The sequence below is a fragment of the Streptomyces sp. MUM 203J genome, assembly GCF_022414595.1.
Classification (GTDB): domain Bacteria; phylum Actinomycetota; class Actinomycetes; order Streptomycetales; family Streptomycetaceae; genus Streptomyces.
In genome coordinates this window covers 60,086-74,228 of record NZ_JADWYO010000002.1, presented here as the reverse complement: position 1 = coordinate 74,228, position 14,143 = coordinate 60,086, and the positions used below count along the sequence as shown (strand labels likewise).

The following is a 14,143-nucleotide window of genomic DNA, read 5'->3' as shown; positions in this document are numbered from 1 at the left end:
GCCGGAGACTCCCCGAGCCCCGGGGGGGGCCGGGGTCAGCCCTCGGCCTCACGGATCGCCGCGCGGTACGCGCGAGCCGCCGCCCGCAGCGCCGCCTCCGGGTCGACGCCCTCCGCCTCCGCCCCGACGGCCGTCGCCAGCAGCTCGTAGCCGACGCCCTGCCCGGTCGGCAGGGGCACCTCCAGGTCCGCGTGACGCACACGGCTGGCGAGTTTCGCCGCGAGGGCGAGACCGGGCTGGCCCACCGGAATGCCGTCCGTGACGGAGGCGCGCTGCTTCTCGACGGCCTTGGTGCGGAGCCAGTGCTCCTTGACGTCCTCGGGGGTCTCCGCCCGCTCGTCCCCGAAGACGTGCGGGTGGCGGTGGATGAGCTTGTCGACGAGGCCGCCCGCCACGTCGTCGACCGAGAACGGCTCGTTCTCGTCCTCCTGGGCGATGCGGGCGTGGAAGACCACCTGGAGGAGGACGTCACCCAGCTCCTCCCGCAGCTCCTCGCGGTCGCCGTCCTCGATCGCCTCGACCAGCTCGTACGCCTCCTCGATGGCGTACTTGGCGAGTCCCGCGTGCGTCTGGCGGGACGACCACGGACAGTCGCGGCGGATCCGGTCCATGACCTCGACGAGGTCCAGCAGCCTTGCCCCCGGCAGGTCGTACGAGCCGGGGAGCAGCTCCAGGTCGGGCATGGCGACCCGGCCGGACCCGGCCAGCCGGGCGAGCCCGTCCGTCAGGGCCGGGTCGCCTTCGCCGGACGCCAGGACGACCGCCGTCCGGGCTCCGTCGGCGCACCAGTCGACCAGCTCCGACGCCGCCGGGGCCGCCGTCTCGACGGCCACGCCCGCATCCCGCACGTACGGGAGCTGCGGGTGGCCGGGGTCGGCGCAGAGCACCCGGTCGGCGGCGCGAAGTGTCTGCCACGCGGGCCAGGACAGCAGCCCGGGCGCCACGCGGTGGCTGGCGGTGAGCAGGACGATGCGGCCGGTTCCGGGGGCTTGGGGAGCTTCAGCGTTCACCCCACCGAACCTACCGCTCCCCGTCCGCTACAGGCCCTCCGGCCCGTTCACCGGGTCCAGGCTGAGCTGGCGGATCCAGGGGGCCTCGTAGGTTCCGAGCTGGATCCGTTCGTCGTCCCACTCCCCGTAGCGCGGGTTCACGTCGATGTCGAGCGCCTCGGACGCGGCCGAGAGCAGCTCCATGAACTGCTGCTGGCCCTCGGGGGTGTTGGGGAAGCCGTGCTTCTCCGCCACCTTGTTCACCAGGATGTCCCGCCGGACGGCCCCGTCGATCTCGTCGGGCGCGACGCCCCGCTGCTGGAGCAGCATCGCGGCGTATGCCTGCTCTCCCCCGTACGCCTGGGCGGCGGCGGCGCGGGCCTCCTGGACCTCCTTGCGGGTGGCGTCGACCCCGGCGTCCGCGGCGGCCTTCTCCACGACCCGGTCGATGATCATGCCGTTGAGCTTCACCCGGCTGAGGTCACCGGTCGCGCTGATCAGCTCCGCTGCCTGCGGCGAGGCCTCCTGGGCGGCGCGGACGTCCCGCACCTGCGCCTGGAGCGCGGTGGTCTCGATCCGCTGACCGCCCACCAGGGCCGCCGCCCCCGGATGGGCTTCGCCGCCGCAGGCGGTGAGGAGGGGGGCGGCGACGAGCGCGGCGGACACGGTCAGGAGCGCGGTGCGGCGGCGACGGTGCAGGCGGTGCAAAGGGGCCTCCCGGCGTGGGTCGTACGTCGGCTGGGTGTCCGGGGGCGGGCCCCCGGGGGAAACGCGGTAACGACCTTGCGGTGATCGATGGTAAGCAGTGGCTGTGGCCCAGGCCACTACTTCGGAGCGACTTCCGGCACTTCCGCCACTTCTGGCGTCTCCTCTGGCAACGATTCACGGTCCCGCCGGGTCTCGGGCCGCAGCATGATCGTCCGCGATACGAGGAAGGTCACCGGGATGGCCGCGGCGGCGGCCAGCAGCGGGGCGTACGTGCGGGACATCCCGGCCAGGTCGACAAGCACGTACACACCGACGGTCGTGATCACGAAGTTGGCGGCGTTGGTGAGCGGGAACAGCAGGAACTTCCGCCACGTGGGCCGGGTGCGGTAGGTGAAGTAGCTGTTCATGAAGAACGAGCCCACCATCGACAGCAGGAACGCGACCACGTGCGCGGCGACGTACGGCAGCCCGAGGGTCAGGAACAGCAGGTACAGGCCGTAGTAGGTGCCGGTGTTCACCGCGCCCACCAGGGCGAATCTGACGATCTGGCCGCCGACGCCGCCACCGCTGCGCATGTGTGTGCAACTCCCCGTTGATCATGGACCCCGGTCGTGGATCCGGCCCACATACTCGCCGATACCGCCCGGCGGCACCATTCAGGCCTCCGGGCGAGCGCGTGCCTCCGGGCTCAGGGGGCCAGCACGGGCCGCACCGCTCTCAGCCGGTCGACCAGGTCCGCCAGGTCCTCCGGGCCGGGGCAGTCGAGCAGCGCCCAGGCCAGCCGGTCCGCCGACGAGCGCGGCGGACCGACCGTCGCGCCGGGCGCCGCGTCCACGCCGTACCGGGCCACGCCGGGCCAGGCCGACCACGTGTCCTCGCCCGCAGACCTGAGCACCCCGGCCCGGTCCGCGACCAGGAAGCAGCTCCCCGTGTACCGGGGCTCGCGCTCCTCGCCCTCCCGGAAGGCGCTGCCCATCCCGAGTTCGAGCACCTCGGCGAACAGGTCCCGGCCATACGCGAGCGACATCGCGTCCATGCAGCGGTCACCGGGGGCGCGGACCGCCATCTCCATGATCACAAGCTCGTCGCCGCGGGTGCGGAACTCCACGAACATGACCCCGGTGCGCATCCGGACCGCGTCCGCGACGGCCTGGCCCAGGGTGTCGGCTGCCGCGCCGAGCACGGGGTCGATCCGCTCGTGTCCGCTGAAGTGCGCGAGTTCGACGAAGTCCGGTGCCCCGGTGGTGAGCTTCCGGGTCAGGCTGCCGAAGCAGACCCTGCCGTCGGTCACCAGGCCCTCCCAGGAGAACTCCTGGCCCTCGACGTACTCCTCCACCAGCAACGGGCCCTCGGCACCCCGGCGGCGTACCGCGTCGGCCCACTCGGCCGGGCCGCCGATCCGCTCCACTCCGTCGCTGCCCGCGCGGTTCAGGGGCTTGACCACGACGGGCAGCCGGGCCGCCGCCCAGTCGGCCGCGCCGGACAACCGGGACGTCTTCAGGTACTGCGGCTGGGCCAGTCCGGCGGCGGCGAAGCGGAAGCGCTGCTGGCCCTTGTCCCGGGAGACCGCCGCGGCGTCGAGGCCCGGCCCGGGCAGGCGGTGCTTCTCCTGGGCCATGGCCCCGGCGAGTACGTGAATCTCCGAGGAGGCGAGCACGCCGTCCGGCTGCATCCGCCGCACCAGCTCCTCGGTCGGGCGGATCCAGCCGTCGTCCCGCCCGGCGGCGGCCGACTCGACCTCGGCAGTGTCCACGACGCAGCCGTAGCGCTCGCGGAGCGTTCCGGCCCGCTCCGCGGTCTCCACCAGGCCGACCCGCAGCCCGAGCCGCTCGGCGGCCTGGAGGTAGCCCTCGGCCATGGGCGCGGCCCCGATCAGTACGACGCTGCGGCTCATCGTGCCCTCCGTTCGGTGAGCCGGGCGGTGAGGGCCCGGCGGTCGGTCTTGCCGTTGGCATTGAGCGGCAGGGTGTCCAGGCGGGTGAAGCCGCGCGGCACCATGTAGCCGGGCAGGCGGCGGCCGAGCGCGGTGCGCATCGCCACCGGGTCCTGGTCCTCGCCGGTGTAACAGGTCTCCAGGCCAACCTCACCGAAGCCGTCGGGCAGGGCGAGAACCACCGCCTCGGAGATGCCGGGAAGGGCGCGTACGGCGGCCTCGACCTCGCCCAGCTCGATCCGGTGGCCGCGGATCTTGACCTGCTGGTCCAGTCGGCCGAGGTGGACCAGGGTGTCGCCGTCCCGGGCGACCCTGTCGCCGGTGCGGTAGTAGAGGTCGGGGCCCGGCACTCGCTCGCTGTCGTGGAGAACCGCCCTGGCGCCGTCGAACCGGACAAAACGCCCGGCATTGTCGGCGGGCCTGAGATAGCCGGGGAAGCGCTGTGGCCCGCGTACGCACAGCTCGCCCTCCCGAGCGGGCAGGCCGTCCTCGTCCAGGACCAGGAAGTCCAGGTGTGGGTACGGGGTGCCGATCGGCACGGTGCCGTTCGAGGAGACCGGCCAGTCCTCGGGCCGGGTTGGCAGCCGGTACTGGGTGCAGGCGACGGTGACCTCGGTGGGCCCGTACAGGTTCTCCAGCACGCTCTGCGGCGCGGCGGCCCGCCAGAGCCGGATCTGCTCCAGCGTCAGCTGCTCCCCTCCGAACAGGCTCCAGCGCAGGCTCGGCATGCAGCGGGCCGACAGGTCGCGCAGCCGGTCGGCGTACGAGATGACCGAGGGCACCGAGAACCAGTGGGTGATGGCCTTTCGCGCGATGAAACGGGCCGGGCGGACCAGCTCGCTGCGGGTGGGGACCACAAGGGTCGCGCCCGCGGACCAGGCCGAGAACATGTCCCAGACCGTCGGGTCGAAGGTCAGGTCGAAGGTCTGGGACAGGCGGCAGCCCGGGCCGAGTTCGTAGCGCGGCACGACGTAGTCCAGCAGGGCGGCCACGTTGCGGTGCAGCACGGGGACGCCCTTGGGGGTGCCGGTGGAGCCGGAGGTGAAGACGATGTACGCGATGTCCTCGGGCTCCGGGAGGCGGACCGGTCCGCCGTCCGCCCAGGCGGGGGCCGGCGGGCTGTCGGCGCGTACCACCGGGACGGTCAGTGCGGCGGTCGGGGAGTCGGCCAGGACGACGTCGAGTTCGGCCAGGGCGGCCGTGGCGGCCAGACGTTCCGGGGAGAAGCCCGGGTTCAGGGGGACGGCGGCGCTGCCCAGGCGGTTGGCGGCCAGGTATCCGGCGTACGCGGCGACGGAGCGGTTGGCGAGGACGCCGACCCGGCGGGGGCGCCGGCCGTCGAGCGCGGTGAGCAGGCGGCCCGCCATCCGCGCGGCCTGTGTGGCGAGTTCGGCATAGCTGAGCCGGTCGCCGCCGATCTCCAGGGCGGTCAGCGTGGGGTGGCGTCCGGCGGAGGCGGCGAAGCGTTCGTAGAGAGTGGGCTGGTCGACCATGTCACGCGCCGCCTTCGGCCTGGGCGTCGGTGTCGACGTAGGCGTTGTAGTACACCGGCGTTCCGAGGAACGACGAGGTGAAGACCCCTCGGACGCGGGACCCGTTGAGCGCGACGTGCAGGTACGAGAAGAGCGGCACCATCGGCACGTGGTCGCGCATCAGGCGCTCGTCCAGCGCCGCCCACCCGTCCGCGGCCTCCGCGGCGGGCAGCCGCCTGAGGCGGTCGATCTCGGCGTTGATCCCGGGGTCGTCGAGGTAGACGAAGTTGTCGTTCCCGGTGGCGGCGATGGTGCGGCCGTCGAACATGCCGAGGAGGCTCGACGCGCCCGGCCAGTCGGAGGCCATGCACATCAGGTAGAGGTCGTAGGGGTGGCCCTGGGTCTTGAGCACCGCGTTGTGCGAGGGACGGTCGATCTCGACCAGTTCGACGCGCAGACCGGCCCGCTCCAGGCTTCCGGCCAGCAGCTTGGCCGGGGCGAGGAAGTACGCGTCCTCCCGGCTGACCAGCCGCAGTTCGGGCGTGGCGCCGTCGAGCAGGGCGGCGGCGGCCCGGGGATCCCCGTGTCCGCCGGACGGATACGGGTCGGGGTAGTCGCGGTGGCCGATGGTGGCGGCGGGCAGCAGGGTGTGGACCGGTACGCCCTGGCCGGCGCTCATGGCGTCCCGGAAGCCCGTCTTGTCCAGAGCGTGGGCGATGGCCCGGCGGACGTCGAGGTCGGTGACCCGGGCGGTGTTGATCGCCAGGTACCAGACCAGCGGCGTGGGGTCCCGGCTCAGCCGACCGGCCAGTGAGGGGTCGGCGACCAGCTCGGCGGCGAGGGACTCGGGCGGCTGGTTCTCGGCCACGGCGCAGGCGTCCGGGCCCTGGTCCGCCCTGACCCGCCGCACCTGCTCGGCGGCCTCCACGCCCATCTCGATCTCCACACGGTCCGGATGGTCGTGCCGTACGGGGTCGGTGACGGCGTCCCAGTGCGGGTTGCGCACCAGCGTGAGCCGCTCGCCGGGGACGTGCCGCTCGATCCGGTACGGCCCGGTGGCCACGGGCGCGTGATCGTAGTCGGCCCGGGTGTCGGCGTCCCTCGGCACGGGGGCGGTGACCGGCTGGGAGACCGCGAACGGCAGATCGGGGTGCGGGTCGCGGAAGCGCAGGACAAGGGTGCGGGCGTCCCGCACCTCCAGACCGGGGACGTCGAGCGGGCCGTCGTCCCGGCCGCGTGTGTGGCCCTGGCCGCCCTCGCCCTTCCCGTACGGGCCGGGGTAGTCGCCGTTCTCGCTCAGCCAGTTGCGCAGGTGTGTGGGACCGTCGGAGATCTCGGAGGCGAAGGAGCGGGCGATGCCGTAGGCGACGTCGGCGGCGGTGACCTCGCGGCCGTCCTCGAAGCGGATGCCCGGCTTGAGGGTGAACTCCCAGGTGCGGCCGTCGCCGTCGACATCCTGGCCCGGGGTTTCCGCGAGGTCGCCCACCAGGACCCGACCACCGTTCCCGTCCTCGCGGAACATGGTCAGGGTGCGGAACAGCAGGTGGCCGACGGCCAGCGCCTGCAGGGTGTAGCTGCGCTGGGGGTCGAGGTGGTCGTATGCGCCGTCGCGCAGGATGTGCAGGGTGCCGCCCCGGCGGGCACCGGTCTGGGCCGGGGCCGGACCGCGCGAGACGGCCGGGTCGAGGGCGATCACGTCGTCGGCGGGCGGGGCGGTCATGCGGATACCTCCAGGGTGTGAGCGGCGGCGGTGAGGAACCGGCCGCCGGAGAAGAGGAGCGGCTGCTCGGCCGGGAGCAGGCTGAAGGCCTGGACCTCGCCCACGACGATCGAGTGGTCGCCGGCGGGGTGGATGTCGCGGACGGCGCAGTCGAACCATCCAGTGCCGTCCAGCAGCACCGGGTTGCCGGTCGCAGGACCCGGGGCCCATGCGTCGTCGGCGAAGCCTGCGGCACCCGGGGGCCGGGCGGGGTCCGCGAACCGGCGGGCGGTGGCCTGCTGGGCGGCGCCGAGGACGGTAAGGGCGAAGGCGCCGGTCGTGACGAGGTGCTCGCGGATGCGGGCCCGCTCGCCGACGCAGACCAGGACGAGCCGGGGGTCGAGGGAGACAGTGGTGAAGGAGTTGGCGGTCATGCCGAACGGGCCGTCATCCGCCTGGGTGGTCACGACGGTGACGCCGGTGGCGAAGCGCCCGGCCACCCGCCTGAAGAGCCGGGCGTCGGAGTCGGTGCCGGTCATCGCACCGACTGCCGCAGTTCGTCCAGCGTCTCCAGTCCGCTGAGCACCCGTTCGTCCGGGATGCCGAAGTCGATCAGACAGGCCAGCTCGTCCACACCCGCGGCCCTGGCCCGCTCCACCACCGCGGTCGCCTGCTCGACTGTGCCGAACAGGCCGCTGGAGTGGTAGTAGGTGTCGAAGGAGCGGCGTACCAGGAAGTCGATGTCCGACTCGCGGAGCTTGTCGACGTCGAAGCCCTGGAGAATGCTCGTCGCGGAGCGGGCGATCAGCCGGAACGAACTCTTCAGGTAGGCGGTGAACGGCTCCCGCACCGTCTCGCGCACCTCGGCGGCGTCGTCACCGAGACAGGTGTGCAGCATCAGGGCGACATGGCCCGGGCGGCCGTCGTGGCCGGGGCGCTCCGCGAGCGCCCTGCGGTAGCGCGCGATCTTCTCAGCGAGTTCGTCGAAGTCCTGGCCCAGCAGGTGGGTCAGGACGCCCGCACCGGCCCGGCCGGCCGCCTCGAAGGTCTGCGGCCCGCCCGCGCTGGTCACCCAGATCGGCAGTTCGGGCTGGACGGGCGGCGGGAAGACCTTCACCTCGGCCGGCCTGCCCGCGCCGTCGGTGACGGCGAGCGGCTCGCCGCGCCACAGCGAGCGGACAGTCTCGACCGTCTCGACGACGGCGTCCTTGCGGCCCGCGTAGCCCTCGGGGCGCAGCGCGAAGTCGACCGCGTTCCAGCCGGAGGCCAGCGCGATGCCGGCCCGGCCGTGGGAGAGGTTGTCCACGACGGACCACTCCTCCGCGATCCGTACGGGGTGGTGCAGCGGGGCGACGACGCTTCCCGCGCGGATCCCGATCCGCTCGGTGACCGCGGCGAGGGCCGCCGCGGTCACCGAAGGGTTGGGGTAGAGCCCGCCGAACTCGTGAAAGTGCCGTTCCGGGGTCCACACCGCGGAGAATCCGTGGGTGTCCGCGAACCGGGCGCCGTCCAGCAGCAGGTCGTACCGGCCGCGGTGGCCGCCGGGGGCGGCACCGTCGGCGAAGTAGAACAGACTGAATTCCATGGGAATGCCTCGTGGTCGCGGGGTGGTCAGCGGACGCTGAGCGGACGCAGGTCGGTCCACACGCTCTCGATGTGGGCGAGGCACTCACCACGGGTGCCGCGATGCCCGGTCTCGCGCCACCCGGCGGGCACGGCGGAGGCGGCGGGCCAGACCGAATACTGCTCCTCGGCATTGACGACGACGGTGTGGACGGGCTGGTACTCGGGCTCGGACATGTTCGGTGATGCCTTTCAGCAGGTCGGCGGTGCGAAGAAGGGATGACGCGGGTCGAAGGGGGCGCGTACGGCGCTCACTCCGCGATCGGGTCGGGGAGTGTGCGCTTGATGCGCACCATCGAGGAGGTGACCAGCGGGATCAGGGCGAGGCAGAAGCCGAGAGTGGTGATCAGCACGGCGCCCCGCAGCCCGGCGGCGGAGCCGAGGAAACCGCCCGCGAGGGCACCCAGCGGGGCGACGCCCATCGCCACGAAGCGGTTGGTGGCGGCGACGCGGCCCTGGAGGGTGTCGGGGGTGATGGACTGACGAATTGTCAGCATCGTGACGTTGTTGGCCACACCGAAGGAGGCGAACAGGAAGTTGATCACCATCAGCGAGCCGACGGCGAGCGCGCCGTTGCCGTGGACGAGGGCGATGAGCGGCATGACCAGGTTGGCCACGCAGGCGGTGAGGATCATGGTGCGGCCGTAGCCGAACAGCTTGGGCAGTCGGCCGGCGAACAGAGCGCCGATCAGGAAGCCGGGGCCGAGCGCGGCCATCACCAGGCCGATCTGGCCGGGCGCCAGGCCCAGCGTGTGCGGCATGTACTGGACGAAGGCGACCTCGAAGGCGGTGAACGAGACGTTGAAGATCGAGGCCATGACGGTCATCGTGCGGAGCTGCTCGTTCCGGAACACCAGCACGAGCCCGGCCTTGACCTGACGCAGTGTCTCCCGCGCCCCGGCTACGTCTGAGGGCTCGACGGTCTCGCGGTGCCGGATCAGCCAGATGTTCACCGCCGAGACCAGGTACGAGACGGAGGCGGCCAGCACGGCGACCGGCGCCGTCAGCCACTGCACGAGGACACCGCCGAGCGCTGGGCCGCCGATGGTCGCGGCGGACTGGGCGCTGCCGAGTGCGGAGTTGCCCGCCGCGAGGTCCTCACGGTCGAGCAGCCGGGGCAGGTACGCCTGAGCGGCGACGTCGAAGAGCACGGTGCAGCAACCGGCCAGGAACCCGAGCAGATACAGCCAGCTGATGCCGAGCGCGTCCATCCAGTACAGCAGCGGAACCGCACCGAGCAGCAACGCCCGCCCGAGGTCGGCGGCGGACATCAGATTGCGTCGGCACATCCGGTCGACGAGCACACCGGCGAACAGCGACACCAGCAGGAACGGCAGCCGGATCACGGACGAGAGCAGGCCGACCTCCTCCGAGCTGGCCGACAACGCGAGCACCGCCGCGAGCGGCAACGCGAACTCGCTGATCTGCGCCGCGAACTGCGAGGCGGTCTGACCGATCCAGAGCTTGGTGAAGTCGGGGTTGCGCCACACGCTGGGGCGCGACGCAGGCGCCTCGTCCGGCGGGGTCTCGGTGGTGGCGGTGGACATGGGGAACTCCTGGGAGGGAAGAGGGAGGACAGGGCGGGCCCGGCCGACCGAGCTGTCGGCGGCCGACGGGTACGGAACCCGGGGCGCGGGCGCTGCACGCGGGGCGCGACATGCGGGGGGGGAACGGGCGCGCACTCCGTGTGCGGGCACCGCGTCCGGCTCGCACGGGCCGCGGGCCCGCACCGCATGGGCCGCGGTCCGCGGGGCGGCGCCCCAGGCGGGTCCGCTACTCGGCGGTGACGCCGCTCGGGCGACCCGCGGCGGCCGCCTCGATGCGGGACGCGACCTTGGGGACGTTCGGCTGTTCCAGCATCGAGAAGTGGTTGCCGGGCGACTCGTCGATCAGCAGGCGGCCGTCCACCCGCTGCTTCCAGCCGAAGTCCCAGCCGGTGAACAGCTCGGTCTCCGCGCGGATCAGCAGGACGTCACCGCGGAACGGCTCGCGCGGAGTGTCCCGGTAGGTGATCAGCGCACGGGCGTGCCGCTGGTACAGCCTGACGAGCCGCCGCAGGTCCTCGACGGTTGCGGCGTCGGCGCGCTCGTCGTCGGTCCCCCGGGTGAGCCGGATGACGTGCCGGAGGCGGCTCTCCTCGTCGAGCGCCTCCAGCTCCTCCTCGGTGGTCGGCAGCTTGTGACCGAACGCGCCGAGGATCGCGGCGGATTCGGAGGTCACGTACCGGGGCGGCACCGGGTCGTCGATGCTCGCGCTGACGATGGTCAGCATCCCGACCTGCTCGCCCGCGGCCTGGAGCTGGCGGGCCATCTCGTACGAGACCATGCCGCCCATGCACCAGCCGCCGAGGTAGTACGGCCCCTCGGGCTGGATCTTCCGGATCTCGGCGAGGTACAGCGCGGCGATCTCCTCGACGCTGCCCGGACGCGGCACGTCCGGGCCCGCGTACTCGGGAGCCTGGACCGCGTAGAAGGGCTGTTCCGGGTCGAGCGCCTCGACCAGCTCGGCATAGCTGAACACGCTGCCGCCGAGCGGGTGGACGAAGAACACCGGCGGCCTGCTGCCCGAGGTGCGCAGCGGCACCACCACACCGCCGTCCATCTGCTGCTCGCCGTCGATGATCCGGGCGATCCGCTCGACAGTGCCGCCTTCGAACAGGGCCGCCACGGGCACTTCGGTGTCGGTGATCTCCGGCAGCCGCATGATCACCCGCAGCGCGGAGATCGAGTTACCGCCGAGCTCCAGGAACGCGTCGGTGACGCCGACCCGCTCCACCCCGAGCACGTCCCGGTAGATCTCCACGAGCGCCCGCTCGGTCGCGGTGCGCGGCTCCACGTACTCCCGCGCGCTCGTCTCCTCACGGCCCGGCGCGGGCAGCCTGTTGCGGTCGACCTTGCCGTTCGGCGTGAGCGGGAAGGCGTCCAGCACCACGAACGCACTCGGCACCATGTAGTCCGGCAGCCCGGCGGCGACCGCCGCGCGCAGGTCGGCCGCGTCCGGGGCGGCCTCGCCCTCGGGAGTCAGATAGGCGGCCAGCCGCTTGTCACCGGGCCGGTCCTCGCGGGCGACGACCACGACCCGGCCGACGCCGGGGTGCCGGGCCAGCACGGACTCGATCTCGCCCAGCTCGATCCGGAAGCCGCGGACCTTGACCTGGTGGTCGGAGCGGCCGAGGAACTCCAGCTCGCCGGACGGCAGTCGGCGCACCACGTCACCGGTGCGGTACATGCGCGCGCCGGACGGGGCGGCGAACGGGTCCGGCAGGAAGCGGTCGGCGGTCAGGTCGGCCCGGCCGAGGTAGCCGCGCGCCAGTCCGTCGCCGGCGATGTAGAGGTCGCCGGGGACGCCGTCGGGCACCAGTCCGTAGCCCTCATCGAGGACGTACACCCGTGTGTTGTCGATCGGGCCGCCCAGCGTGACGGGCGCTTCGGGCAGCACGCGCTGGAGGCAGGACCAGATGGTGGTCTCGGTCGGGCCGTACGCGTTCCACACCACCGGGAAGCGTGCGGTCAGCTCCGCCGCGAGGTCGCCCGGCAGCGCCTCGCCGCCGGAGATCACCCGCAGCTCCGGGTCGGCCTTCAGTCCGGCCTCCACGAGCAGCCGCCAGCTCGACGGCGTGGCCTGCATGAGGGTGGCGCCGCTGCCCTCCAGGTACGCGCGCAGGCGCGGTCCGTCGACGGCGATGTCGGGCGCCAGGATCAGCTCGGCCCCGGCCAGCAGCGGCAGGTACACCTCAAGGCCCGCGATGTCGAAGGACAGCGAGGTGACGGCGAGCAGCCGGTCCCGGTCGGTGATCTCCAGGTCGCGCGCGAAGGACTCCAGCAGGTTGAGCAACGCGCCGTGCGGGATCTGCACGCCCTTTGGACGGCCGGTGGAGCCGGAGGTGTAGATCACGTACGCCAGGTGGTCCGGTGTCACCTCCAGCGGCGGCGCCTCCGCCGGGCGGTCCGCCGCGGTGTCCGCGTCCACGGCCAGGACGACGGCTCCCGCCGCGTCCAGCGTCCCGGCGAGCCCCGAGTCGCACAGCAGCACCGCCACCTCGGCGTCGGCCAGCATGAACTCCAGCCGCTCGGCGGGGTAACCGGGGTCCAGCGGCACATACGCGCCACCGGCCTTGAGTACCGCGAGCAGGCTGACGATCAGCTCGGACGAGCGGGCCTGGTGCACCCCGACGAGGGTGTCCGGCCCGACGCCCAGGTCGCGCAGGTGCCAGGCCAGCCGGTTCGACCGAGTGTGCAGCTCCGCGAAGGTCAGCGCAGTGTCTCCGCTGCGCAGCGCGACGGCCTCGGGCGTCTCGGCGGCGCGCCGGGCGAGCAGTTGGGGCAGCGTCCGGCCCGGTGCGCGCTCCACGAAGCTGTCCCGCCACGCGGCCTCCAGCCGGGCGACCTGGTCCTCGCCCAGCAGCCCGGCGGCCTGCGCCGGGGCGGCCGGGTCGGTCACCAGGGCCGACAGCGCGGCCGTGTAGTGGCCGCCGATCTCGGTGATCCGCCCGGCGGAGAACTGCGCCGCGTCGTAGTTGAAGCGAAGCTTCACCTCTCCGGTGGCCGGATCGGTGGCGAAATTGGCGGTGAAGGGGAAGTTGGTCTGCTCGAAGAACTCGCCCCCGCTGACGGCGATCCCGTCGAGCGCCATGTCGTAGCTGCGGAAGCTGCGGTGGTCCACCACCGTCTCGAAGAGTTCGGGACGCTCCAGGTCCTGAAGGAGCTGGGCCATCGGGTAGCGGCGGTGCGCCAGCGCGTCGCTCTCCTGGCGGTGGATCTGCCGGGCCAGCTCGATCCAGCTCACCCCGGCCACATCCGCGGTCAGCGGGAGGGTGTTGAGGAACAGGCCGACGACCTGGTCCCCGTCGGCGGTCTCCGGACGGCCGTTGCTGACCCGGCCGGTCACCACGCGCGTGGAGCCGGACAGCAGCGCGAGGACCCGGGCGTGCGCGGCGAACATCACCGCCTTGACCGGCACCTTCGCCTGGGCGGCTGCCGCGCGCAGCCCGTCCGTCAGACCGTCGGGCAGCGGCACCTCGTACACGCGGGCGCTGCGCTCGGGGGCGAGGCCGGGTTCCTCGAAGCGCGGCAGACCGGTGAACTCGGTGCCGGCCAGGGTACGGGCCCAGAAGTCCTTGGACTCCGGGCAGTCCAGGGCCTCCTGCTCCAGTGCGAGGTAGTCGCGGAAGCGGGTGACGGGCGCGGCGGCCGGGTCCGGACGGCCGGCCAGCTGCGCGTCGTAGCCGGTGAGAAGCTGCGAGGTCACCAGGGACAGGCTCCAGCCGTCCAGGATCGCGTGGTGGAAGCTCAGGTTCAGCTGGAAGTCGTCGTCCGCGAAGACCTGGACGTGCAGCTTGAGCAGCGGGGCGACGGCGAGGTCGAAGGGAGTGGCCTTCTCGGCTGCAGTCCACCGGGTGGCCCGGCGCCGCTGCTCGTCGTCCGGCAGTCCGCGCAGGTCCTCGACGGTCAGCGGGGTAGGCACGGCCTCGTGCACCAGCTGCATCGGCCGGCTGAAGCCCGTCAGGTCGATGCTGCTGCGCAGCATGTCGGAGCGTGCGATGACGCCTGCCAGCACCTCGCGCAGCAGGGCCTCGTCGAAGCGGCCGGACAGCCGGATGGTGGAGATGTCGTGGTACGTCGGGGTGTCCCCGTCGAGCAGGCTGTGAAACAGCATGCCGGACTGGAGCCTGGTCAGCGGATAGGCGTCGACGATGTCGCCGTGGGTCATGGTGGTCCTC

Annotated in this window: 11 protein-coding genes; all 11 read right to left on the bottom strand. The window is 72.7% G+C overall.

The window, feature by feature from the left end; all coding sequences use genetic code 11:
• Positions 1–35 precede the first annotated feature (35 nt).
• Positions 36–1,010 (bottom strand): nucleoside triphosphate pyrophosphohydrolase, encoded by a 975-nt coding sequence (locus I3F58_RS01995; RefSeq protein ID WP_240106389.1) that lies wholly within the window; start codon positions 1,008–1,010, stop codon positions 36–38.
• Between the two features lie 27 nt (positions 1,011–1,037).
• Positions 1,038–1,688: a SurA N-terminal domain-containing protein gene (locus tag I3F58_RS01990; RefSeq protein WP_240106514.1), complete on the bottom strand. Its 651-nt coding sequence runs from the start codon at positions 1,686–1,688 to the stop codon at positions 1,038–1,040.
• Positions 1,689–1,813: 125 nt separating this feature from the next.
• Positions 1,814–2,272 carry a GtrA family protein gene (locus I3F58_RS01985; protein ID WP_240106388.1) on the bottom strand — a complete coding sequence of 153 codons (459 nt, stop codon included), beginning with the start codon at positions 2,270–2,272 and terminating at the stop codon, positions 1,814–1,816.
• A 113-nt stretch (positions 2,273–2,385) separates the two neighbouring features.
• Positions 2,386–3,591 (bottom strand): ATP-grasp domain-containing protein, encoded by a 1,206-nt coding sequence (locus I3F58_RS01980; protein ID WP_240106387.1) that lies wholly within the window; start codon positions 3,589–3,591, stop codon positions 2,386–2,388.
• Positions 3,588–5,123: an amino acid adenylation domain-containing protein gene (locus tag I3F58_RS01975; RefSeq protein WP_240106386.1), complete on the bottom strand. Its 1,536-nt coding sequence runs from the start codon at positions 5,121–5,123 to the stop codon at positions 3,588–3,590. Before I3F58_RS01975 ends, I3F58_RS01980 begins: the two co-directional genes overlap by 4 nt.
• Position 5,124: 1 nt before the next feature.
• Positions 5,125–6,822, bottom strand: a complete 1,698-nt coding sequence (locus tag I3F58_RS01970; protein ID WP_240106385.1) for an ABC transporter substrate-binding protein — start codon at positions 6,820–6,822, stop codon at positions 5,125–5,127.
• The gene (locus I3F58_RS01965) at positions 6,819–7,340 is read right to left on the bottom strand and encodes a flavin reductase family protein (RefSeq protein ID WP_240106384.1); all 522 of its coding nucleotides are present in this window, start codon (positions 7,338–7,340) and stop codon (positions 6,819–6,821) included. The genes I3F58_RS01970 and I3F58_RS01965 overlap by 4 nt, the downstream gene beginning before the upstream one ends.
• Positions 7,337–8,386, bottom strand: coding sequence for a MupA/Atu3671 family FMN-dependent luciferase-like monooxygenase (locus I3F58_RS01960; protein WP_240106383.1), 1,050 nt, complete (start codon positions 8,384–8,386; stop codon positions 7,337–7,339). Before I3F58_RS01960 ends, I3F58_RS01965 begins: the two co-directional genes overlap by 4 nt.
• A 26-nt stretch (positions 8,387–8,412) precedes the next feature.
• Positions 8,413–8,601: an MbtH family NRPS accessory protein gene (locus I3F58_RS01955; RefSeq protein WP_240106382.1), complete on the bottom strand. Its 189-nt coding sequence runs from the start codon at positions 8,599–8,601 to the stop codon at positions 8,413–8,415.
• A gap of 74 nt (positions 8,602–8,675) precedes the next feature.
• Positions 8,676–9,971 (bottom strand): MFS transporter, encoded by a 1,296-nt coding sequence (locus tag I3F58_RS01950; protein ID WP_240106381.1) that lies wholly within the window; start codon positions 9,969–9,971, stop codon positions 8,676–8,678.
• A gap of 226 nt (positions 9,972–10,197) precedes the next feature.
• Positions 10,198–14,133, bottom strand: a complete 3,936-nt coding sequence (locus I3F58_RS01945) for an amino acid adenylation domain-containing protein (protein ID WP_240106380.1) — start codon at positions 14,131–14,133, stop codon at positions 10,198–10,200.
• Positions 14,134–14,143 lie beyond the last annotated feature (10 nt).